General features: G+C 36.6%; 15 protein-coding genes. 3 read left to right on the top strand and 12 right to left on the bottom strand.

The window, feature by feature from the left end; genetic code table 11:
- Nucleotides 1-123: 123 nt before the first annotated feature.
- Genes ACL9RH_RS01940 through ACL9RH_RS01930 form a run of 3 tightly spaced genes read right to left on the bottom strand, consistent with a single transcriptional unit; the run spans nt 124 to nt 3,911 of the window.
- The gene (locus ACL9RH_RS01940; protein WP_422691640.1) at nt 124-1,506 is read right to left on the bottom strand and encodes an MFS transporter; all 1,383 of its coding nucleotides are present in this window, start codon (nt 1,504-1,506) and stop codon (nt 124-126) included.
- 15 nt (nt 1,507-1,521) lie between these two features.
- A complete protein-coding gene (locus ACL9RH_RS01935) occupies nt 1,522-2,043 on the bottom strand; it encodes a nuclear transport factor 2 family protein (RefSeq protein WP_422691639.1) in 522 nt (173 codons plus the stop codon).
- A gap of 8 nt (nt 2,044-2,051) precedes the next feature.
- Complete coding sequence (locus ACL9RH_RS01930) at nt 2,052-3,911, bottom strand: glycoside hydrolase family 13 protein (RefSeq protein ID WP_422691638.1); 1,860 nt, start codon at nt 3,909-3,911, stop codon at nt 2,052-2,054.
- Between the two features lie 190 nt (nt 3,912-4,101).
- On the opposite strand from ACL9RH_RS01930, the gene ACL9RH_RS01925 reads away from it, so the two are divergent.
- Nucleotides 4,102-5,097 carry a sterol desaturase family protein gene (locus ACL9RH_RS01925; protein ID WP_422691637.1) on the top strand — a complete coding sequence of 332 codons (996 nt, stop codon included), beginning with the start codon at nt 4,102-4,104 and terminating at the stop codon, nt 5,095-5,097.
- 258 nt (nt 5,098-5,355) lie between these two features.
- Here ACL9RH_RS01925 and ACL9RH_RS01920 read toward each other — a convergent pair whose 3' ends face one another.
- The 4 genes from ACL9RH_RS01920 to ACL9RH_RS01905 all read right to left on the bottom strand — a co-directional run bounded on the left by ACL9RH_RS01920 (nt 5,356) and on the right by ACL9RH_RS01905 (nt 13,029).
- On the bottom strand, nt 5,356-7,512 hold the full coding sequence (locus tag ACL9RH_RS01920; RefSeq protein WP_422691636.1) for a glycoside hydrolase family 97 protein: 2,157 nt from the start codon (nt 7,510-7,512) through the stop codon (nt 5,356-5,358).
- 80 nt (nt 7,513-7,592) lie between these two features.
- The gene (locus tag ACL9RH_RS01915) at nt 7,593-8,669 is read right to left on the bottom strand and encodes a SusE domain-containing protein (RefSeq protein WP_422691635.1); all 1,077 of its coding nucleotides are present in this window, start codon (nt 8,667-8,669) and stop codon (nt 7,593-7,595) included.
- 19 nt (nt 8,670-8,688) lie between these two features.
- Nucleotides 8,689-10,287: a RagB/SusD family nutrient uptake outer membrane protein gene (locus ACL9RH_RS01910; RefSeq protein WP_422691634.1), complete on the bottom strand. Its 1,599-nt coding sequence runs from the start codon at nt 10,285-10,287 to the stop codon at nt 8,689-8,691.
- A 6-nt stretch (nt 10,288-10,293) separates the two neighbouring features.
- The gene (locus ACL9RH_RS01905; protein ID WP_422691633.1) at nt 10,294-13,029 is read right to left on the bottom strand and encodes a SusC/RagA family TonB-linked outer membrane protein; all 2,736 of its coding nucleotides are present in this window, start codon (nt 13,027-13,029) and stop codon (nt 10,294-10,296) included.
- A gap of 333 nt (nt 13,030-13,362) precedes the next feature.
- On the opposite strand from ACL9RH_RS01905, the gene metG reads away from it, so the two are divergent.
- Both metG and ACL9RH_RS01895 read left to right on the top strand, forming a co-directional pair.
- The gene (metG, locus tag ACL9RH_RS01900; RefSeq protein WP_422691632.1) at nt 13,363-15,399 is read left to right on the top strand and encodes a methionine--tRNA ligase; all 2,037 of its coding nucleotides are present in this window, start codon (nt 13,363-13,365) and stop codon (nt 15,397-15,399) included.
- A 64-nt stretch (nt 15,400-15,463) separates the two neighbouring features.
- A complete protein-coding gene (locus ACL9RH_RS01895; RefSeq protein ID WP_422691631.1) occupies nt 15,464-16,129 on the top strand; it encodes a hypothetical protein in 666 nt (221 codons plus the stop codon).
- Here ACL9RH_RS01895 and ACL9RH_RS01890 read toward each other — a convergent pair.
- From ACL9RH_RS01890 to ACL9RH_RS01870, 5 genes are all read right to left on the bottom strand, one after another.
- Nucleotides 16,102-16,806, bottom strand: coding sequence for a class I SAM-dependent methyltransferase (locus ACL9RH_RS01890; protein ID WP_422691630.1), 705 nt, complete (start codon nt 16,804-16,806; stop codon nt 16,102-16,104). The two genes, ACL9RH_RS01895 and ACL9RH_RS01890, sit on opposite strands and share 28 nt — an antisense overlap.
- 188 nt (nt 16,807-16,994) lie before the next feature.
- The gene (locus ACL9RH_RS01885; protein ID WP_422691629.1) at nt 16,995-19,205 is read right to left on the bottom strand and encodes a TonB-dependent receptor; all 2,211 of its coding nucleotides are present in this window, start codon (nt 19,203-19,205) and stop codon (nt 16,995-16,997) included.
- A 338-nt stretch (nt 19,206-19,543) separates the two neighbouring features.
- Entirely contained in the window at nt 19,544-21,136 is a 1,593-nt protein-coding gene (locus ACL9RH_RS01880) for an MFS transporter (protein ID WP_422691628.1), read from the bottom strand.
- Nucleotides 21,137-21,230: 94 nt separating this feature from the next.
- Entirely contained in the window at nt 21,231-22,343 is a 1,113-nt protein-coding gene (locus tag ACL9RH_RS01875; protein WP_422691627.1) for an HlyD family secretion protein, read from the bottom strand.
- A 24-nt stretch (nt 22,344-22,367) separates the two neighbouring features.
- On the bottom strand, nt 22,368-23,678 hold the full coding sequence (locus ACL9RH_RS01870) for a TolC family protein (protein ID WP_422691626.1): 1,311 nt from the start codon (nt 23,676-23,678) through the stop codon (nt 22,368-22,370).
- Nucleotides 23,679-23,765 lie beyond the last annotated feature (87 nt).

Here is a 23,765-nt window from a genome sequence, read left to right as displayed (position 1 = left end):
GCCAATTGATGAATATATAAAGAGAAGACGGGCTAAAGCCCGTCCCTATTGAATTTTATGATGCTATTTCAAACTAAATTTAAAAACACATTTCTTTTCTAATTTTTACTCTCTAGTTTTTCATTAAAAATGTACCTGCTTGATTTCTTCTTCAATTTCCTTAGGAGTTTCATCTTCAGAGTTAACGAAAATCATAGTCACCAATGCACCTATCAGCATACAAACACCTCCTACTACAATATAATCCATCGCTTGCTTTCCAAAAACGCCACTTACAATCGGACCACCAAATAATCCGTTGATAATTTGCGGGATCACGATAAAGAAATTGAATATTCCCATATAAACCCCCATTTTCTTCTGAGGAATCACTTCAATCAGCATGGCATAAGGCATTGCCAGAATACTTGCCCAGGCAAATCCTAATCCAATCATGGAGATCCACAGATTGTCTGTTCCTTTAATAAAATACATAGAAATCAGCCCTAGTCCTCCGCAGAATAAAGCTAAAGCATGCGTCTGTTTTTTACCGATCCATTTTGCAATAGGTGTCAGTAAAAAAGCAAATGGAATTGCCCAAAGATTGTACATTCCGAACAGGTTACCTGTTAAATCTCCGGCATTATTGAACTCTTTAGAATGGGTATCTTCTGGAGACAGTCCCAAATGATGAGTCGCTAATGCACTGGTCGTAAATACCCACATGGTAAATAATGCAAACCATGAAAAGAACTGTACTATTCCTAATTTTTTCATTTGAGTAGGAATATTCCCAAAGTCTTTAAATATATCTGAGAATCTGGAAGGTTCTTCACTTTCTTTTTTATCTTCTTCAAATTCTTCAAACTCTTGTGGAGAATACTCTCTTGTTGTTATGATGGTGTAAAGAATAGAAAGGATGAGCAATCCTGCTCCGATATAAAACGAAAAAATCACATTATCTGCTACAAATCCTTTGGGTGCCTCGTTGGAAATACCCAGTTGGGTTAACCAATCCGGAAGATAAGAGCCAAGCACCGCGCCGATTCCGATAAGGATAGTCTGTACAGAAAATCCTATTGTTCCCTGGTGTTTGGGAAGCATATCTCCAACTAAAGCCCTGAATGGTTCCATCGCGATATTAACAGACGCATCCATCATCGCAAGGAATATTACCGCCAGCAATAAAGCATTTGCAGCAAACATCTGAGTAACCGAAGCAGCATTTGGAAGCAGCACCAAACCTATGGCACACAAAACAGCGCCAATCAGAAAGTACGGTTTTCTTCTTCCCAACGGACTCCATGTATTATCTCCCATATGTCCGATGATCGGTTGAACGATAAGCCCTGTAACAGGTGCTACGAGCCAGAACCAGGAGAGCTCATGGACGTCAGCTCCCAAGTTTCCAAGGATACGGCTCGCATTTCCGTTTTGGAGCCCAAAAGCCATCTGAATTCCTAAGAATCCCATACTCATATTAATAATCTGAGTAAGTGAAAGTTCCGGTTTTATTTTTTTAGCCATTGCTGTTGTATGCTGTTATTTTGTTTTTAATTCCTGAATAAGGATATCCTCCAGTGCAGTTTTTTCAGCTACTACTTTGTCTACAACATCATTCGGAATTGTCATAGAAAGTACATATTGTTTTACCTTCCATGTTCCGTTAATCTTTTCTACCACTCCGGAACCTCTGCATATTTTCATTTGAGTATCCAGTAATTCATCAAACCAAGCCAGTTTTCCATCATTGCTGAAATAGATATTCCTTTTTAAAGCTTTAAAATTCCAGGTTTTCTTTTTATCAAAATGAGGTTTTGCCCAAACCATAAATTCTTTTTTATTCCAGACTTCGGTGGCATCTGTACCAATAAACGTTGACTGATCGGCAAAGAAATCAAAGTACGTATTATAGTCGGCTTTTGCAGCGGCTACATTGAAGGCATCAAGCATTGTACTGATTTCCGTTTTCTCTTTTTGAAATCCTTTGTTCGACTGTGCCGAAAGCAGAGAGAAGCCAAAGAATAAAAGAATGATTGTATGAGCTGTTATTAATTTTTTCATAATGATTGCTATTTTTCTAGTTCAAGAATCAATGAGGTTTTAGCAGGTATCGTTATTGTATTTTGGAATAGAAGTTCTTTTCCTGAAATCACATCTTTTCCTTTCTTAAAATCTTTAATCGATTCTGCAAAGTATTTAAGATCTAACGTCTGATCTTTTTCATTATTGTTGATCATCACCATTACGCTTTCTTTATCATTGTATCTGAAGTAGGTAAAAACGCCATTCTGAGGAACAAAATTCTTTGTTTTCCCAGTATGAATAACTTCTTTCCCTTTTCTCCAATTCAATAATTTTTGAGTGAACTGGAAAAATTCTTTTTGTTCAGCAGTTTGAGAAGATGTATTGAATGCATTTTGCGGATCAGATTTCCAGCCTCCCGGAAAATCTCTACGAATATCTGCGTCCCCACCTTTCTGTTTATCTCCCCGCATTCCTATTTCTGAACCGTAATAGATTTGAGGTATTCCGCGAACGGTGGAAATAAGGGTAAGTCCTAATTTGTAGGCTTTGGGATCTGCCTTAAAGATTTCATTCCATCTTTCAGTATCGTGATTTTCGAAGAAAACCAACAGATTGTTGACATCAGGATAAAGGAAATCGCTGGTAAATGAATCATAAATTCTATTGATTCCCGTATTCCAACTTTCTTTTTCGTTAAAGGCTTTAGGCATTTCACTGAACAATACGAAATCCATCACCGACGGTAAATTGGAGTTGTATCCTGCCGCTTCTCCTGTTTTGGAGTTTTTTTGCCATGCTGAAATATGTCCGGCAGTAGAAAGCCATGTTTCTCCAACAATATTGAATTTGGGATATTCATCCGTAATAGCTTTGGCCCATTTAGCCATCGCTTCTTTATCATTGTAAGGATAAGTATCTACACGGAAACCTCCTAATTCCGCATATTCTATCCACCAGATTGCATTTTGGGTTAAATATTTCAGCACCAAAGGATTTTTCTGATTGATATCCGGCATTGTAGTATCAAACCATCCGTCCAAAGCATATTTTTTATCTATGCCAGAGGCGTTGGTATCGAACTGAGAGGTTATTTTGTAATTGGATCTTTTGAAACCTTTCTCTCCTTCATTAAACCAGTGGATCCAGTCTTTTGTAGGGAGATCTTTCATCATCCAATGAGAAATTCCCCAGTGATTGGTCACATAATCCATCACCAGTTTCATATTTCTCTTATTCAATTCCTGAGAAAGGGTTCTGTATTCTTCGTTGGTTCCGTAGCGGCTATCAATTTTGTAAAGATCGGTTTGTGCATACCCATGATAGGAGTATACTTTCTCATTATCTTCATTTACTGGAGTCAGCCAAACAGCGGTAGCTCCCAATTTCTGTATATAATCAATATTGTTGATGATTCCTTTCAAATCACCGCCATGCCTGCCATTAGGTAAACTACGGTCAGCTTTCTCTGTCAGTTCTGGTCTGGAATCATTTTTTTCATCACCGTTGGCAAAGCGATCCGGCATAATGAGATACATCACATCCTTTGATGTATAGGATTCCCGCTCTGCAGATCCGGAGTTACGCTGTTTCAGTTCGTAAGTATATGATCCAAGATTCTTTTTCTCTTTTTTAACATTGATGGTAAATTTCGGAACATTTATTTCGTTGGTATTGACGGTAATAAAAAGATAGTTAGGATTTTCAACCTTTTGGATATCTTTAATCTGGATACCATCTGAAAGGGTAACCTCATTATTTGCGATTCCTTTTCCGTAAACAAGAATCTGAAGTTCAGGGTTTTTCATTCCTTTCCACCAGAAAGCAGGCTCTACTCTTTCCAACGTTTTTTGGGAAAAAGCGGCAGAAGCTATAGAAAGGGCTAATGCGGCATATATTGTCTTCATATTAGTGTTCAATTTAGCATTAAATTTTCAAATGGAGTATTGAAACTTCTGTTTTTTTGTCACATTTCCTCTAAAATTTTAACATTTTTCATTCCTGTTTTTATTTTTCTAAAGATTATATGCCTTTTTACAAATAATTCATGCGAAAAAGCAGTTTTTTATAGGTTTTATTTTTAGCTTTACAGAAAAAATGTTTGATTTCAGCAGTATGTTCAAAACAGAGGGGCCAGATGTTGTTTACACATGGACCATTCCTGTATTTGCGGCTATCATTTTTATAGAAATGGCGTACAGTCATTTTAATAAAGAAAAAATTTATGAAACTAAAGATGTCGCAACCAATGTCCTTTTCGCCTTGCTCAATTATGGATTAGACATTATCATGAAGGGATTTTCCCTGTTTGTTATGATGTTTTTTTATGAGCATCGTCTTTTCGACTGGCAGGAAGGTATATGGTATTGGATCGCTGTATTTCTTGCACAGGACTTTGCTTATTATGTTCATCATTATGTAGATCATCACTCCAGAGTTTTCTGGGCAGTCCATATCACGCATCATAATTCTGATTATTTCAATATCAGTACAGGGTTCCGAAGTCCTGTATTTCAACCGCTGTACCGATATCTGTTTTTCTCTCCACTAGCGTTCATGGGCTTTCATCCATGGCATATTCTGGTAGCGTATTCTTCTATACAGATCTACGGAACGTTTGTCCATACTCAGTCGATTAAAAGCATGGGCTTTCTGGAATATATTCTGGTTACGCCGTCTCATCACAGAGTACATCATGCCTGCAATATCAAATACCTGGACCGTAATATGGGTATGGGATTGATTATCTGGGATAAAATTTTCGGTACGTTTGAAAAAGAAGACCCTGAAGTTCCTGTGAAATATGGTATCTATCCTAAAATGGAGTCTAAAGATCCGGCAACTACTCTATTCTATGAATGGCGAAGAATAGGCAAAGATATCAGGCAGCCGGGAATTTCTTTTAAAACCCGATTAAAATATCTTTTCTACTCTCCGGGATGGAGACATGATGGTACCGGAAAAACGGTAAAGCAGTTCCAAAAGGAATATAAAGAAAAGATCAAAAATGGCACTGCTCCGAAAATAAAGAAGCAGGTACAAGAACCGGAGTATCAGTACTCACAACTCAGCCAACAAACAGAGGATAAGTAAATACATCATTCAGATGATGTTTATATTATAAAACAAGAGGCGGAAAGTTACTTTATTCATAAAGAACAGCTTTCCGTCTCTTGTTTTTTTATTTTCTTAAAAGGCTAATTTTATTCTACAAAACAGCTTACAGCAATCATAATTTGGATCATTACCTTTTTTCAGGGCTCCGATCTCTTTACTTTTAACTTTATTATAAAAAAATACCCCGGTCATGGAAAAATCCAATGAGCCGGGGCACCTTAGTGTATCTTCAAATTATTTTACTGGTTTGATAGAGACTGCAAAACCGCCACTTCTTACCATTTTAAAATTAATTTTCGATTTGCTTGTAATCTCTTTCTTGTAGATATTATAGCTTTGAGGATTGTTGATGTAATCTGCATCTTTTCCATCTTCATAAATCGTTGCCTCATATTTCTTTCCTTTATCCAGGAATGAGAAATCTACCGTATACTCACGTTTGTTTTCATCGGTAATACCTCCTACAAACCAGTTTTCCGTTCCTTTTGCTTTTCTTGCTGTAATCACATAATCTCCTGGTTCTGCAGATAAAATTTTAGTATCATCCCAATCTGCCGCTACATCTTTGATAAACTGGAATGCATCCATATGCTTTTTGTAGTTTTCAGGAAGGTCTGCTGCCATCTGAAGCGGCATGTACATCGTTACATATAGAGCAAGCTGCTTCGCCAAAGTAGTTTTCACGAAACGGGTATCTCCAGGGAAATAATAATCCAGTTTTGTCTGGAAAATTCCCGGAGTATAATCCATAGAACCTCCCATCCATCTTGTAAACGGAAGAACCGTCTGATGATCTGGCTTGTTTCCTCCAAATGCTTCATATTCCGTTCCACGGGCTGCTTCTGCAGAAATGTAGTTTGGATATGTACGGCTTTCTCCTGTAGGACGTACAGATTCGTGAGAGTTGACCATGATCTTATAATCGTTGGCTTTTTCAGCAATTCTGTAAAAGTGGTTGATCGTCCATTGGGAATAGTGATGTTCTCCTCTCGGAATGATGTCTCCTACATATCCGGTTTTTACGGCATCATATCCGTATTTATTCATCGTTTGGAAAGCTTTGTCTGCCCATCTTTCGTAGTTTGTTGCAGAACCTGAGGTTTCATGGTGCATAATCAGCTTGATTCCTTTTGAATGAGCATAGTCGTTCAACATTTTGATATCAAAATCCGGATAAGGGGTAACGAAATCAAAAACAAATTCTTTGGAATGACCGAACCAGTCTTCCCAACCGATGTTCCAACCTTCAATCAGCAATCCCTGAAATCCGTTTTCTGATGCGAAGTCGATATATTCTTTAACTTTTGTATTGTTAGCAGCATGTTTTCCGTTTGGAGTCAGCTTACTAAAATCGGTTTTTCCTAAATGAACGTTTTCTGCTGTAGAATAGGCCCACTGAGATTTACCGATGATCATTTCCCACCAAACTCCCATGTATTTTGTTGGGTGAATGTAAGACGTATCTGTATACTTTGTAGGTTCGTTCAGGTTGAAAATCATTTTAGAATCCATCACTTCTTCTGCTTTTGGCGCAACAATAATGGTTCTCCAAGGGGTTACTGACGGAGTCTGAATATATCCTTTCGCTCCCTGTCTGTCTGCTGTGAGATGTGTTTTGAACTTAAAGTTCGCTGCATCTACTTCCAGATGTGAAGCAGGATAATCTAGCACAGCTGCTTCCGCTACGTTAATATATAAAGGTGATTTCCCTTCTTTCTTCAACATCAATGGAGACTGCACTGCATTTTTAATCAATGTCTGAGAGGCATTGGCATCATATGCCTTGTCCCACTGTGAAGGAATTTCAGAAACTTTTGTTTCCTGATACTGATATTCCTGAGAGTCATAATCTGCAACCATCCACCAAGCTTTCATATCGGTTGGAAAATCAATTTCAGAATCTTCTTCTCTGATTACGAAATAATTAAGGTTCTTTTGTTGTGGAAATTCATATCTAAACCCAAGACCGTCATTGAACAGTCTGAATTTCACCACAATGCTTCTGTCTGTAGAAGCCTGGTTCAGCGTAACCGCCAATTCATTGTAATTGTTGATATAATTTTTCTTCTCTCCAAGAACCGGTTGCCAGGTTTCGTTTTTAGAGTCTCTTTTTTCATCTACCTTTGCAAAACCGTTGTTAAGGTCATATTTTGCATCTTCCGGTTTGGCTATTTCGGACGCGAATTTTATGGCTGTGTCTTTAAATAATCTCAATCCCAATTTAGAATCTTCAACCACTACTCCCCCGTTATATTTCAGGTTATAGTAAGGTACTCCTTCTTTCAGCTGGAAATTCATTTCAAACTTCCCGTCCGGAGATTTTAAAGATTGTGCTTTCACACCTACAAACATCATTGAGAGCAATAACGCTCCAACTGTAATTTTCTTCATAATGACTATTTATTAACTTAAAATATCAAAGTGCCACAGTAAAGCAGCACTTTGATTTATTTTAAATTTGATTTTTATTATTATTTAAATATTGGAATTAAAGAATATTCTGCGGTAATATCATTGAAATACACATCATACTTGAAGGTTTCACTTACTGGAATATTTCCTCCACCAAGCTCTGCCACTCCAAAAAACTCCTGAGCTTTCCCCCAGTTTGTTCCCCAGTCGTGATTTGCTCTGAACTTGAATTCGCCAGAATTCATTGTCGCATTTTTCTTCACCCAAATATGAGGGTCAAAAGTGGACTTTTGAAGATCTACGTCAGTACTCCAATCTCCAGATGCTGTTCCGATCATTGAAATTGTAGTATAAGTAACTGTTGGAGCCGGTATCGCATTAAAAGTATATGTTAAAGCATTGGTATCAACCGTTAATTTATAATATCCTGCTGCCGATACAGAAATATTTCCAGAAGTACCACTTGTACTTAAAGTTCCGGCAGAACCACCCAAACCATATTGAATATCCCAAGAACCTGGAGTTCCAATCAATTTAAACCCGCCTTGTGCAAAATACCCTACATAAGAATATAATCCCGTTGCGGCTGTTTTCTGTAAAGGAAGGAACTTCGTATTATTTTCACTATTATCCCAACCGGCTGATGTAGCATCACCTATTAAGTAAAGATCTGTATATTTATAAATAGGTCCTAAAAGATATGGAGTTACGACTAAAGTTGTAACATCAGAATAAAAAGGCGCCGCCCCAACCAAAGTTCTTATTCTAACTTCAATCTCAGCTGCTACATTGGTAGCTGCCCCTAAACTCAACGCTATATTATTAAGCTGTTTATTGGTATAGGCTAATGGTGAAGTTGTTACTTCCGTAGTAGAGGCATCCTTAAAATTTTTGCCTTTGATTGCAAACTGTATTTGTTGTGTATAAACTACAGGTATGTTAAAGGTTGATTTATTCCAAGTGATATTCAGAGCTACATTATCAGGATTCGCCTTATCTAAAACCACAGTTGTTTTATCTGGTGTAACCTTGCTTTTTATCGTTTCAGTAATAACAGCCTGGTCCTCATCTTTTTCACATGAAATGATAAAAATTCCAATGAATGCTATTGCTAATATTTTAAAGAAATGTTTCATTTTTGATTCTGTTTAAAAATTAGTATCCAGGATTTTGAACTAAATTAGGGTTAGCTACAATATCATTAGCTGGTATAGGGAAAAGGTTTCTATATTCATCTACACCTTTACCTTCTTTTACGCCTCCTTTCCATGGCCATACATAAGAGCTTGAAGTGAACTTTCCATAGCGAATAAGATCCGTCCTTCTGGTTGCTTCCCAAGACATTTCTCTAGCTCTTTCATCTAAGAAAAAGTCAGTATTCACTGATGTTACCTGATTTCCTCCAGCTCTCGTTCTTAAAGCATTTACATATCCTAAAGCCGTTCCAGCATTACCTCCTGAACCACCTCTGGTCACTGCTTCTCCATACATTAAATAAATGTCTGCTAAACGGTAAAGTGGTATATCTGCATCTACAAAAGTACCCGTAGGGTCTGAGCCCTGAGTATTATCTGCATATTTTATATTCTTATATTTAACAAAAGCATATCCATCAGTAAATGCAGTTATATCATTAATCTCCAGATTTTGCCCATTTGTATAAAAGTTACCTCTCTGATCATTTGGATTTCCATTGAATAAGTTAACAAAAGATTTTGTTGTTCTTATTCCGCCCCAGCCCCCGTTGACTCCAAATTGTGCGGCTGGCATAGAACCACCAATAGCAGCATGTACCATAAAAGTTGAACCGCCATAAGTTTTTGTACGCATACCATCATAATTCACAGATAAAATCACCTCTGGATTACTCAAATTATTATCAGCCATAAACAATGAACCGTAATTTGGCTTCAGAGTATATCCTGTATTAATTATTTTATTACAATACGTAATACAGTCTGTATTTCTTTCTGTACCTGTATAAACTTTTGCATTGAGATATAATCTTGCTAATAAAGCCCATGCTGCCGCTTTATCCGCTCTACCATATTCATTAGTTCTAGCATCCTTTAAGTTATTAGCGCATGCTAACAATTCTGTTTCTACAAATTTGAATAGTTCAGTTCTTGTAATTCTTGGTGGTGGATTATTAATGACATCAGTAGTTTCCAATACAAAAGGAACATTTCCAAATAGGTCTAAAGCATGATAGTAAGACTGAGCTCTCAAAAATCTAGCTTCTGCATTCATATATTTCGCTTCAGTAAGATTACTTCCTGAAATTCCATTGGTTGCTAATTTTTCATCGGTTGTATTTTTGATAAACTCATTACTTACTGCAATAACATTATATATCCTATAATAAATAGCAGCAACAAATGGATTTGAAGAGTTCCAGGTCATATTATGCATTTCCGGAAGACCTGCATCGCTCCAAGCAATAACAGCCTCATCAGTTGTTAAAACCTGCATGCTGTACATTTGACGAAGATAATTAGAAAACCCACCATCAATACCGCCGATGTCCGTATTTCCATCACCATTATTCTCATCTCCCTGTCCACCAATTGCCAATCCGGCATAAATTTTTGCTAACGCAGGTTTATAATTATTAAAGTCCTTGTATAATACGGTAGAGGTTAACCCTAAAGTTGGCTCTCTTTCAAGATCTCGAGTACAAGATCCTATTGAAATTAAAGTGGACAATGTAATTGACCCAATAATTAGTTTTTTATATAAATATTTATTTTTCATAATAGATTAAAATTGGAAGTTAAACCCTACTGAATACACTTTAGGTCTTTGATAAAATCCATTATCAATTCCACCAAAAACTTCAGGATCTACACCTTTGTACTTTGTAATTACAAATACGTTCTGAGCCATTGCATTGATTCTTAAATTAGTTCCCTTACCTATTAACTCACCAGCATTGTAACCCACTGTAAGATTATCCATCCTCAGGAATGATGCATCTTCAATAAACATATCCGAAAATAGTTGTGTAGTAGCAAATTGAGTATTCAAAACACTTGAATTGGTATTGCTTAAGAAGTTATTGGCCTGAATATTAGCTATTGAACTGTTAGAAGCAGAGTTATTGTATACATAATTACCCAAAACTGCTCTAAGAGCCGTCCCAATCTCCCAGTTCTTAAATTTCACCTTTGTAGAAAATCCTAAAATAATATCGGGTGTAGGTGACTTGTAAAAGTATTTATCATCTTCAGTTATCTTCCCATCTCCATTTCTATCAATGTAAGCGCCATCTAATGGTTTTCCATTGGCATCATAAACTTGTTGATAAACGTAGAATGCATTCAGTGGTTGACCTACTGTAATTGCCTGAATATAATTATTAATTCCAGAAATACTTCCAGCAGGAATTTTATAGGCAGAATCTACATATTGTGAAAGACTTGTAACTTTAGGATTAAATTTGGTTGCATTAAAATTAACATCCCAAGTTAGATTTTGACTTTTAATCGGAATAATATTCAAATTCGCTTCAAAACCTCTGTTTGATATAATTCCAACATTTTTAATATTAAAGTTATTTAAATCTCCAGCCCAGGTTGGAACTTTTGCAATCAAGTTCTCCGACTTTTTGTCAAAATAATCTATAGATCCACTAATTCTACTGTTAAGAATTTCAAAATCTAATCCCAAATTTTTGGTTGTTGTTGTTTCCCAAACCAGGTTTGGATTATAAACATCAGGACGAAGCAAAGTATAAAAACTATTTCCAAGCTGATACTGAGCAGTACTGCTGTTACTATATGAATAGGAACCAAAAGCCGGATAAAAATTACCCGTTTCCTGCTGTCCAGTTTTCCCCCATCCTGCTCTTATTTTTAAGGAGTTGATACTTGAAATATTTTTAAGGAAACTCTCTTCGTTAATCTTCCAGGCAACTGAAACTGCCGGGAAATTCCCCCAAAGGTTATTTCTGTCTGTTCCGTTCCAGAATGTAGAAGATCCATCCCTTCTTATCGATCCATTAATAACGTATCTATTAGCAATCGTAAAAATACCTCTGGCATAGAATGACACCAATGTTCTTTGGGTATCACCTGGTGTAGAAAAATCTGTTTTCTGATTACCATAATACGTTGGAGCTTCCGGTGTTATTGAATGAGTATCTTGATAAGAATACCCAGCAATAACATCTACATTAGTATTAATAGCTTCAATCTTTTTTACGTAATTTAAATAGGATTCAAATAATTTACTTTTGATTTCCTGAGAATAAGAACGATAAGAGCCTAAACTCCCGATTCCTTGAGCATAATCCTTAGATACATTTACTGAGCCATCACTTTTAGCATAATCGTAAGATCCTGTAACATTTAATCTTAAATCAGGTAAAAAGTGGAATTTATAATCCAATTGTAAACTTGGGATAACTCTAAAAACAGAAGAAAGATCTCTTTTGCCATATAACAAACCTAGCGGGTTTCTAGTACCATTTACATTCAGACCTGTTGCATGATTTTGAGGATCCAGCCATTCATAATATCCCCCATAATTAGAGTTTCCAGAATATACAGGTTGGGTTGGATCGAAATATGTAGCTGCTCCAATAGCGCCCTTATCAGGAAATCTATTTTCCGTAAAAGTTCCTTTGAAATTACCATTAACAGTTAAATGATTATCAAAAAATTTAGGAGAGAAGTTTAATCCTAAAGATGTTCTTTTAAAATCATTCGTTCTTACAATTCCATTTTGCTCATTATATCCTAAGGATACTCTATATGGCAGTCCTTTAACACCTCCGGAAAAAGAAACATTGTTATCTGTTCCCCATGCCTGCTGATAAATTAGATCCTGCCAGTTTGTATTGGAAGTTCCTAAATAGCTTTTTTGTAATGAAGTTCCAAAAGTATTTACAAACTGCCTAAACTGATCTCCATTCAAAACATCAACATTGTTCATTTTGGTAGAAACGGAAAAATTGGTATTAAAATTTACTTTAAACTTGCCCGCAGTTCCTTTCTTTGTTGTAATCAAAATTACCCCGTTTGAAGCTCTGTTACCATAAATAGCTGCTGAAGAAGCATCTTTTAGGATATCAAAAGTTTCAATATCATTAGGGTTAATTAATGATAGTGGATTTGTGGCACCACTTAAACTGTTAAAATCAATGGGTACACCATCAATAACAATTAAGGGGTCATTATTTATAAAAGAAGAGCCTCCTCGGACCCTGATGGTAGAACCTGCTCCTGGGGCACCACTATTTCCAGTTATCTGCACCCCTGGTGTCTTTCCTACTATTAATTGGTCTGCAGTGGCTGCTCCACCATTAAAATCTTTGGAACTAACCGAAGATATTGACCCTGTAAGGTCTGTCTTCTTCTGTTTACCATACCCAATCAGTACAACTTCCTCAATTTTTTTTTCCTGAGGGAGAGAGTCCTTCTTCTGCGCATGCATTACTGTAGTGGCCAGTAAAAAGGCGGGCGCAATTTTTAATACTGTTGTAAAATTCTTCACAATCTTATTTTTATAGTTTCGTTTACAGTCATAATTTGGCTCCTAGCCATGCGTGCAATTTAAAAAAAAAATAGAATTATCATAATTTTAATATAATTTAAGTTAAAATTCTGTATATTACGAAACGAAAAAAAGTTAGTTCTTTAAAGTACAATAATTTATTCGATAGTATGCAATGCATAATATTGTATTATGTTTTAATAATTTGTTAAACATATGTTTAACTTTATTTCATCTTCAAGTCGCTCAATTACCCTTTGGGAGTATAAAAAATCTACTGATAGTAGTATTCGGCAGATAATCCTTATCTTTGCAGTTAAAACTTTACTATAAATGTCAAACAGAAAGATGATTACGGCAGCTTTGCCTTATGCAAACGGTCCGGTTCATATAGGACATTTGGCAGGTGTTTATATTCCTGCGGATGTTTACGCAAGATTTCAGAGAAGATTAGGAAAAGATGTAGCGTTTATCTGTGGTTCGGATGAGCACGGGATTCCTATTACCATAAGAGCTAAAAAAGAAGGAGTAACTCCTCAGGATATCGTGGACAAGTATCACGGAATCATTAAAAAATCTTTTTCTGACCTTGGGATTTCATTTGATGAATATTCAAGAACAACGTCTAAAAATCATTACGAAACCAGCCAGGATTTCTTCAAGGTTTTATACGAGAAAGGAAAATTCACAGAAGAAATTTCTGAGCAGTATTTTGATGAACAGGCTGGAGAATTCCTTGCTGACCGTTATATTGTAGGAACTTGTCCTAATTGTGGTAACGAAAATGCTTACGGAGACCAGTGTGAGAAATGTGGTTCTACCCTTTCTCCTTCTGAACTGATTAATCCGAAGTCAATGCTTAGCGGAAATGTTCCTATTCTTAAAGAAACAAAAAATTGGTACCTTCCATTAAACGAATATGAAGACTTTTTAAATGAATGGATCATTGAAGGTCATAAAGATGATTGGAAACCAAATGTATACGGACAGGTAAAATCTTGGTTAAATGACGGGCTTAAGCCTCGTGCCATGACCAGAGATTTGAACTGGGGTGTTCCGGTTCCTCTTCCGAATGCAGAAGGAAAAGTATTATATGTATGGTTTGATGCTCCTATCGGTTATATTTCTTTCACGAAAGAATGGGCTGAGAAAAACGGAAAAGACTGGAAAGATTACTGGCAAAGTGAAAACAGTGATTTGGTACACTTTATCGGAAAGGATAATATCGTATTCCACTGTATTATTTTCCCATCAATGATGAAAGCACATGGAGATTACATCATGCCAGCCAATGTGCCTGCTTTTGAGTTCCTGAATCTTGAAAATGATAAAATCTCAACATCAAGAAACTGGGCAGTTTGGGCTCATGAATATGTAGAAGATTTCCCTGGGCAGCAGGATGTTTTAAGATATGCTCTTCTTTCTTCAGCTCCGGAAACAAAAGACAATAACTTCACATGGAAGGATTTCCAGACGAAGAATAATTCTGAATTGGTAGGTATTTTTGGAAACTTCATCAACAGAGTAGCTGTTCTTATCCATAAATATTACGATGGTGTTGTTCCTCAAGGAGATGTAAACAGCCCGGAATTGCAGGAAATAAGTAAATCAGCAAAAGAAATTTCCGGATTCCTTGAAAATTATGAATTCAGAAATTCATTAACTGCATTAATGAATCTTGCCCGTTTCGGAAACCAGTACCTTCAGACAGAAGAACCTTGGAAAACGATTAAAGACAACCCTGAAAAAGCAGCTCAATCTTTATTCGTTGGAGCACAAATAGCGGTAGCATTAGCTCAGTTATGTGAACCTTTCATGCCTTTCAGCTCAGAAAAACTATTGAATATGTTTAATGTTGAGAAGAAAGATTGGAATACTATTGAAAATCAATCCGTATTAATTGAAACGGGGCATAAAATCAATGAATCATCTCTTCTTTTCTCAAAAATTGAAGATAACGTAATAGAAGCTCAGATCCAGAAACTGGAAGACACTAAACAAAACAATAAAAAAACAAACCCTAACGCAAACCCTATGAAAGAAGAAATCACTTTTGATGACTTTACTAAAATAGATCTTAGAACAGCTACTATTATAGAAGCTGAAAAAGTAGAAAAAGCAGACAAACTATTAAAACTTACTGTAGATACAGGAGTTGATGTAAGAACTGTTGTTTCTGGTATTGCAGAAAGTTTCTCTCCTGAGGACGTAATTGGGAAGCAGGTAATGATCCTTCTAAACCTTGCTCCAAGAAAAATCAGAGGAATTGAATCTCAGGGAATGTTATTATTAACAACAAAACCAGACGGAAAATTATCTTTCGTAACACCGGATGACAGCAATGTTGAAAACGGTATTGAGATTGGATAATCAACATCATAATAAAGATAACAGGCTGTTTCACTAGAAGCAGCCTTTATTTTGTATACAGCGTATGGTTAATAAAAGTGTTTTAAGAAAACTCTCTAATCAGGAATTGGAGGCTTATTTAAAAGAAGGCAATCGCTTTGTTCCAGAAGCTGTTCAGATTGCTTTTGAAATTCTGGAAGAAAGAGGACGCATTTTCAATGACCAGAAAAAAGCAACCGTTCAACAACTGATTCAGCGTAAAAAAGAAGCAGAAGAGGCAAAACTCAATGCAGAAAGAGAAATATGGCAGGATTATATCACGGAAGACCCTAGTGCTGTCAAATTATTTCCACGAGAGCTTATATTGATTATCAGTTTACTTTTAGGTACCATTCCTGGTTCCCTGCTACTAAATTTGAACTTTCTTAATCTCAAAAAATACGGAGCAGCTGTTCTGGCTTTGGTTTTTGGATTTATTTTTGTCCCTGTTCAGAATTTCGCAGTTCCTTTTATGTATGAACACAATTCTCAACACTTTTTTACTTACAGAAAAAGCCCGGAACTTCTAATGGGAGCAACTGGTGCTGTAATTTTTTTTGTATTCTGGGTATTATTTACCCCAAAAAAGCTGCCCTACAGAGCAGCTTCGTATATTTTTCCTATTCTTATTTCCTTAGTTATGTTGGTTTTGATGGTTACCAATGATCAAGGATGGTTTTCAGGTTATTTTTTAGTGAGCTTCGCCAAATAAGAGTCTTCATCTTTCAATACTCTTTCAATTTTGAATCCGTTGTTTTCGGCAGCATTTTTTAAAGTATTGAAATCAAGGTACAGCCAGGTGATGGGTTCTTCAGATTCTCCTTTATAGTGAACAATATACCCCAATTCTCCGTAATATCCTCCGGCCGGAATGTATACTCCGCCGTCTTTATCACGGTCAAACATATAAAGGATATCTGTACTGTCGATTAGGATTTGTCCATTATCGTTCAATAAGGTGTGTAATTTCTGAAGATAGGTATCTATTTTAGCCAGCTTTTCAAAAACTCCGGTACCGTTCATCAATAATAAGATGGTATCAAATGTTTCTTCAGAGAAATCAAGCATATTCTCACAAACTGCTTTTTTAATTCCTCTTAGCTTGCAGACTTCAATAGATTGGGGAGAAATATCCAGTGCAGTCACCTCAAGATTTCTTTCGTGTTGAAGGTATAAAGAATGAGAACCTGCGCCCGCTCCGATATCCAGAATTTTTCCTTCGGATAACTGCAATGCTTTCTGCTCTATGTCATTCATTTCTTCAAAATCTCTGAATAAATATTCTACCGGAAGTTCATCCAGCTCAGAAATCGACGTTTCCGTCTGCAGATCTTCAGGATTGTCATTGTGATAATAATCCCAGATCGCTCTGCCCATTAAATCTTTCATAAGGACAAAGATACGGGTTTAGAAGTGGAAAATTGAAAGTGGAACAAGTAAAATTATCAGTTCCCTACTTTCCTGAACATGTAAATTGAGAGCTGAAAACGGGAAAAAGGCCATAAACAGATCTGTGATTCATTTCCTGATTTTTTCATTCCCAACTCTCAATTTTTAATTTTTAATACTTTAAATTTTTAAAAATCAAAAGTATAAGAAAGGTTGAATGTTCTTCCTCTTCCTTTATAGTTAAACAATTCCGGAAGGCCATACGTAGAATACAACACCTGAGAACGCTTGCTCCAGATTGTCTGATAATCTGTATTGAACAGGTTTTGAATTCCCAAATTGAATTTACCCCAATTGAAACGGTAGCCAATCATTAAATCTGAAGTATTGTATCCTTCAATCACATTATTCAGCTCATCTTTCTGCTTGAAGTTTTGCAGAGACTGGAATCTGAATGACCAGTTTTGGATGTTATATCCAATATAAGTTACCAATTTGGAAGGTGAAGCGTTATAAATCTCCTGTTTCTGCCATTCTCCTTTATTATCTACTTCAGATTTGATCAATAATCCGCTTGCTCCGAAATAAACTCCGTTGTTTAAAGAATAGGAAACCTCAGCTTCAATTCCCATATTTCTCAGTTTCAAATCGTTCACCAGGATCTGGAAAGTTTTCTTATCTACAGTCACCGTTTTATCAGACTTACTCAAGAATCCGGCAGCCTGAGCTCTGAATCCTCCTCTATTGATACGGTATCCTACCTCGAACTGATTGGTTTTAATAGCCTGCAAAGGCTGTTCTTTTACGTTGATACTTGAAACGACATCCCAATTGGTTCCGTTAAGAGTATAAGACCCAATTCCATAAAATTTAGCCGGGTCAGCCAGACTTACTCCTTGAGAAAAAGTTCCCCAAATCTGCTGTTGTTCGTTTAATTTGTACAACAATCCTGCATTGGCTAAAGTCATATTGTAAGAGCTTTTACCTCCAGGTATTGCAGATGCTGAATTTCCGTATCCCATAGCTACCTGCGTCTGTTGTTCAGAACCTACAAAATCATCCATTGTAACGGTGATATTCTGATAACGAACTCCCGCGTTAAGTTGCAGTTTGGGAAGGATGTTATATTTTGCCTGAACATATCCAGCATAACTCTGAGAATGATTGGTAGGATATCTTCCTAAGCTGTATTTTGTTTCATTGATCAGCCCACCGCTTGACATTGTCTTAGCGATATCATAAACCGATTGGGTTCCTTCAAATTTTTCAAAGTCAACGTCTACTCCATACGTCACATTCAGACCTCTCCATGATTTTGACAATAACGCTTTGATTCCTGAGTAATAGGTATCCTGTTGGGAAGAAGACATATAAGGAATTTTTCCACTTTTTAAGGTTACATTTCCTGGGAATGGATAGAATCCTAATTTTTCTGCACGGGTAGCAAACTGTACATACAGATCCTGGCCGCCAAGAATTCCATTTCCGGTATAAGCCACAGTTCCCATATAACGTTCTGTTCCTACGTTTTTATCGGACGAGAAACCATCTTTCATTTGTAGCAATGAAGCATCTTTCTTGGTAAAAGCACTTAGATTTTCACCCAAAAATAAACTTTTATCACCGTTAAATTTAGAGTTGTAATATTGAAGGGAAGCTGTTATTTTATGTTTATTGTTAAACTGATATCCTCCTGTAGCCAAAATGTCAATCGACTGGTTGTACTGAAGGTCGGTTTGAGTAATATCGGTAAAAAGCTGTTTTTGATCTGCTCCATATACTCCACCGTTCTGCTGATAAGCAATTCCTAATCTTCCGAAAAACTTCTCGCCTTTTCCTGCAATGGATTGAGCTGCACGGAAATCATGGTCATCTTTACCCATAAAACCTGTACGTACTCCCAATTCAGTTTCTCCACTGATTCCTTTTTTGGAAGGAGATTTGGTGATAATATTGATAATACCTCCGGTAGCGTTTCCACCATAGATGGAACTGGCTCCGGAAAGGACTTCAATTCTTTCTATATTAAAAGGATCGATAGCATCCAGCTGACGGCTGATTGCACGAATACTGTTCAATGAAACCCCATCAATCATCACCAAAGCCGAACGTCCTCTCATGTTCTGTCCGTAATTGGTTCTTCCCTGAGGGCCGATATCCATACTTGGAATCAAAATGGAAAGCATTTCCTTAATAGGAACTCCACTTTTAGCCTGTTCCTGGATTTTTTCTTTCTGAACAACCCAAACGGTTCCTGGAATTTCGGAAATCTTGGTAGGTTTTCTGGAAGCGACAATCACCACATCATCAATACCTTTGGAGACTATAGAATCTTTAGCGGTCTGGGAAAATAGTACTCCCGATGCCAAAAGACCTATGAATACATACTGCTTTTTCATTATTTCTAATCAAAGTTTTATAATTCTACAAATTTAATTTTTATTATTTCTAAATAAAAATAGTGAAATATGAAATCTTTCATGATTTGATAAATTTGGAAGAAAATAACCGCTTTTTTGACTCAAAGGAATATATCCATTGTCTTATATAAGGAGAGCAAAGAAAGGAATCAACAAGTTCATTTGATGAAGCAGGTGTTAAAAAGAGAAAAGGAATAAAATATACCTAATTATCTGCATGATCTTAAGAACGACCAGAACGTTCATTTTTAAAAAACGTAAAATCCCGACCTTTCATGTAAGGTTCAGGATTTTACTGGTAAAAACAAGGTTATTTTTTATACGACAGGCCCAGCTGCGTCTTTAATTTCTTCTAATAATTTTTTTCTTTCGCGAAGTCTTCTTCTCGCAATCACAGATTTACCGCCCAATACCCGTACAAATCTGAAATACTGAAATCTTTTTGCTCCAAAATGATGGGTGATTACATAGAATAAAACTCCCAACCCAGCAATAATGATAAATCCGAAAATCTTTTTCGTGGCGATAATGATAGCATTCAGTTGGATGGCTTTCATGTTCGCAGCTACATTCTGAGGGGTAACCGTCATTCCATCCATATACACCGCAAGATCTCCTACCGCAGTAACCTGGAAACGATATTGAAACCATGAATATAGGGTTGAAAAAATACCTACAGAGAGAAATGTTCTCCAAACCAATACCAATCCTATCGCGGCCAGCATTTCATCCATTTCAAGTTTATCCAGCGTATAAAACCATACGGAAATAAACAGGGAACACATTCCATATCCTTTTAAGAACATGGGCAGGTACCAGTTGTCATAACTGAATTCCAATACCATAGAGAAATACATGATAATTGCATATCCAATCATTCCGGCAAACCCTGAAAAAATATACATCTTCAATGGTTTTTCTTTTTTAAACCAGAATACCGCAATAATTCCGGCCACAATAATCCCTGGAATCATGAGGATATTAAGTCCGGCATTTGTAACCTGATCATATCCCAGTACACCTACCGCAAAAGAAGTCTGAATGGAAGCCGTTCCTAAAAACATTCCCAGCCAAAACAACATAAATAACCCATGCTGCACATTGTTTTTGGTAAATATTTTGAAAGAAAGATAAGGTCTTTTCAAGGTGAGCTGGCGAATTGCAAGCAGGGCAAAACTCACGAAAGCAGCAATACTTGCATTGATGATATTTTTAGAATTCAGCCAGTCCTGTTGTCTTCCAAATGAATATACATACGCTGAAAACATAAATGTTGATATAAAAAGTAAAATGCTCAGCCAGTCAATATAATGCAGTGGAACTTTTAATGCAAAGTATTTATCATGCATAAAAATCCAATGAATCAATGCCAAAATAAAACACAGAACCGAAGTAAAGATATAAAACTGCTGCCAGTTGTAAAGCAATGAAAAATCTGCAGCATAATAAGCCGCCACCTGATTCATCGCCAATACAAAAGTATAGAATAAGCCATAAAACATTCCTCTGTTTCCGATCATTGCCATCAATGGAAGAAACAGTTCTATGGTTACCATCATTTTCATAAACCCAATCAATAAAGAAGTGAACACGAAGATCATCGGCTGTAATGTCGTTGCGTTCACATAGCTCAGCAACCCTAAAAGCACCAGCAGCAGTACCATTTTGTTTCTTACCTTAAATCTCATCTTAATTCTGAGAACAACAGGCATACAGGCTCCCATCCCTATGGTAGTCGCATAGTTTGCCCACATAAAATATTCCGTCATCGCTCCGGTACCGCTTACCAAATGGCTTATATTTCCTGTATACACTCCCCCAATCGGCATTACTACGGCAAGCAGCAGCACAATCAGCAATAGCTGTACAGGTTTGGGTACCCAATCGTTGTATAGTCCTTTGTTGTACATGTTTTTTAGGTAATAGATATCAGATGACAGATTTTCAACATTCAGCCTTAGCTGTCCTTATTTATAGTTTCTGACATCTGATATCTTTCGTCTTTTAGTTTTTATTAATATTTACATTCATATTCATCCCTGCACTCAGTTTATTCAGATCTTCTTTATTATTAGATTCTGTAAACTCTATTCTTACAGGTATTCTTTGTTGTACTTTGATGAAGTTTCCGGTAGAATTATCTGTCGGTACACTTGAGTATCTTGATCCGGTAGCTGCAGAAACGGCGGTTACCACTCCTTCGAATTTTTTCCCACCCAAAGCATCAGCGGTCATCATTATTTTCTCTCCTATTTTAATGTTCGGCATTTGGCTCTCAAGAAAATTAGCAGTCACCCACTTCTGTCCATTCAAAACAATGGTGGCAACTTGTTGTCCCGGTTGTATCAATTGTCCTTCAGAAATGGTTCTTCTTCCCATTACACAATCATAAGGAGCTGTAATCACGGTATAAGAAAGATTGATTCTTGCCATATCCAATGCAGATTTTGTTCTTTTGATCTCTGCATCGTTGATTCCTAGTCTGCTTTTCACTTCCGTGGTAGAAAGGTTAGCCGACTGTTTTTGATTGACTAAGGTTTCATAAGCTGCTTTTTGAGCATCATACTCTGTCTTTACCTGATCGTACTGTTGTCTCGTTACTGCTTCTGCAGATAAAAGGTTTTTGTACCGGTTTAAATTCTGTTCAGCATTCCAAAGCCTTGCTTTTGCCCCTGCAATATTGGATTCCATTACATTGATATTATTGGAAACCGTGTTTACCGAAGAACCCGTTGCTGTCTTTTGAGCAATTGCATTCTGATAAGCTGCTTCTGCCTGGCCAAGCTGTGTCAGAATTTCACGATCATCCAGAATCACCAAAGTATCTCCTTTTTTCACATTCTGATGCTCTATAAATTTAATTTCTTTGATATAAGCAGAAACTCTTGTATTGATCGGATTGATAAATTCTTCCACCTGAGCAGCTTCCGTATAGGTTTTATTTCCGATGTGAAAGTATTCACGGACCAGCCAGAATAATCCGAAACCAATCACCAAAAAGACGATAATATTAGAAATAATGGCTCTGATCTTATTGGTTTTATTTTTCTTTTTTTTGTGATCTGCAGCAGAATTTGCAGATGTTGTATTTTGAGTAGTTTGTTCCTTGTTTTCCATTGTGTTGATTTTCAGTTTTAAAAATTAAAGCGTTCCGGTAGATTTCAAAAGGTTATAGTATTGATACAAAACATTGATCTCCGCATTGGCATAATCCAGCTCCGATTGCAGCTTCTGGTTCTGAGCATCTATCATTTCCGCCTGTACTGCCAATTGATTCAGATATTTGGCTTCTGTAATCTTGTAGTTCTCTTCCGCCAGTTTTTTAGAATCATTCAGGATACCTGCCTGTTGAATGGCTTCCTGATATTTGGTATAGGCAGCATTTACTCCCATATCTATGTTTTGCTGTGTCAAAGTCATTGCATCATTCGCCTGATTCTTTTGCAGCTCACCTAATTTCACTTTTTCTTTTGTTCTGTACAGATTATCGATATTGTAACTGAGAGAAACACCGGTCTGCCATCCTCCTGAATACATATCCAAAACAGGGTTTCTTGTCGTAATAGGTCTTTGTAAGGTATATCCTCCAAAGCCTGCAACAGTCGGCATATTATCTGTTTTAATGATTTCGATATTCTTATCCGCTACATCCATATTCTTTCTGGCAGATTTCAGCAGAGGATTTTTTTCGTGGGCAAGATCTGTGTAATACTCCATTCCAATACCGGCGTCTTTATTTCCTAAACTTTCGGTAGGAATAATTTCTGTATCGGTAGGTAATCCCAATGCGATATCTAAATTATAGGATAAGATTTTTCTGTTGTTGAAAAGAGTAAGAATACCCTGATCAAGGTTTTTGATCGCCAATTCCCCACGAATCACTTCATTTCTGGTCACCATACCCTGCTGGTAGAATTTCTGAACATTTTTAAGACGTTCCTGAGCCAGTTTTTTGTTATTCTGAAAAACTTCTTCCTGATTGATGATTTTATAAACATCCAGATAGTTTGAAATCACTAAAAATTTCACATCCTGTTTGTTTTTCTCCAGATCCAGTTCAGAAAGCTGTTCACGAAGTCCTGCCATCTCAATAGATTTGTTCACCAAACCTCCTTTGAAGATAAGTTGGGTAGCCTGTACGGCATAAGAACTTCCGTAATGAGGCATCGGAACTTTTGTAGAGTTTGAAAAGTCTTTATCAATAGCAACCGCATCACCTAAATAGAATTGACTTGTAGATGCCGTTATAGTGGGTAATTTCTGAAGCTTTGTAATAGCAATGCTCTGTTTTGCAATATCAATATTCTGAGCAGAAACTTTTAACTGCTGATGATTTTGTACAGCCAGTTCAGCTACCTCATTTGCAGTCATCTGTTTGATCTGTTGCGAAAAAAACAGCGCAGGAAAAGCTGCTATCAAAAGAGATAGTGCTGTTTTTATTTTCTTTGTCATTTTACCTTGTTTTACAGATGCAAAGTTAGGTCAACAACAAAATCAATCAAATGTTTGATTTTTGGAAAAAGATGTTCAAATGTAAGA

Origin of the sequence: Chryseobacterium sp. Mn2064, assembly GCF_049319685.1 — a bacterium.
Taxonomy (GTDB): domain Bacteria; phylum Bacteroidota; class Bacteroidia; order Flavobacteriales; family Weeksellaceae; genus Chryseobacterium.
Note: the sequence above shows the minus strand (reverse complement) of the source record. Positions and strands in the feature narration are given on the sequence as shown.

Excerpts from the sequence above, each read along its gene's own strand:
- ACL9RH_RS01885 (WP_422691629.1), bottom strand. The coding sequence starts at position 19,205 with ATGAAAAAGCAGTATGTATTCATAGGTCTTTTGGCATCGGGAGTACTA.
- ACL9RH_RS01935 (WP_422691639.1), bottom strand. The coding sequence starts at position 2,043 with ATGAAAAAATTAATAACAGCTCATACAATCATTCTTTTATTCTTTGGC.
- ACL9RH_RS01915 (WP_422691635.1), bottom strand. The coding sequence starts at position 8,669 with ATGAAACATTTCTTTAAAATATTAGCAATAGCATTCATTGGAATTTTT.
- ACL9RH_RS01875 (WP_422691627.1), bottom strand. The coding sequence starts at position 22,343 with ATGGAAAACAAGGAACAAACTACTCAAAATACAACATCTGCAAATTCT.
- ACL9RH_RS01920 (WP_422691636.1), bottom strand. The coding sequence starts at position 7,512 with ATGAAGAAAATTACAGTTGGAGCGTTATTGCTCTCAATGATGTTTGTA.
- ACL9RH_RS01910 (WP_422691634.1), bottom strand. The coding sequence starts at position 10,287 with ATGAAAAATAAATATTTATATAAAAAACTAATTATTGGGTCAATTACA.
- ACL9RH_RS01890 (WP_422691630.1), bottom strand. The coding sequence starts at position 16,806 with ATGAAAGATTTAATGGGCAGAGCGATCTGGGATTATTATCACAATGAC.
- ACL9RH_RS01870 (WP_422691626.1), bottom strand. The coding sequence starts at position 23,678 with ATGACAAAGAAAATAAAAACAGCACTATCTCTTTTGATAGCAGCTTTT.
- ACL9RH_RS01895 (WP_422691631.1), top strand. The coding sequence starts at position 15,464 with ATGGTTAATAAAAGTGTTTTAAGAAAACTCTCTAATCAGGAATTGGAG.
- ACL9RH_RS01930 (WP_422691638.1), bottom strand. The coding sequence starts at position 3,911 with ATGAAGACAATATATGCCGCATTAGCCCTTTCTATAGCTTCTGCCGCT.
- ACL9RH_RS01925 (WP_422691637.1), top strand. The coding sequence starts at position 4,102 with ATGTTTGATTTCAGCAGTATGTTCAAAACAGAGGGGCCAGATGTTGTT.
- metG (WP_422691632.1), top strand. The coding sequence starts at position 13,363 with ATGTCAAACAGAAAGATGATTACGGCAGCTTTGCCTTATGCAAACGGT.
- ACL9RH_RS01880 (WP_422691628.1), bottom strand. The coding sequence starts at position 21,136 with ATGTACAACAAAGGACTATACAACGATTGGGTACCCAAACCTGTACAG.
- ACL9RH_RS01940 (WP_422691640.1), bottom strand. The coding sequence starts at position 1,506 with ATGGCTAAAAAAATAAAACCGGAACTTTCACTTACTCAGATTATTAAT.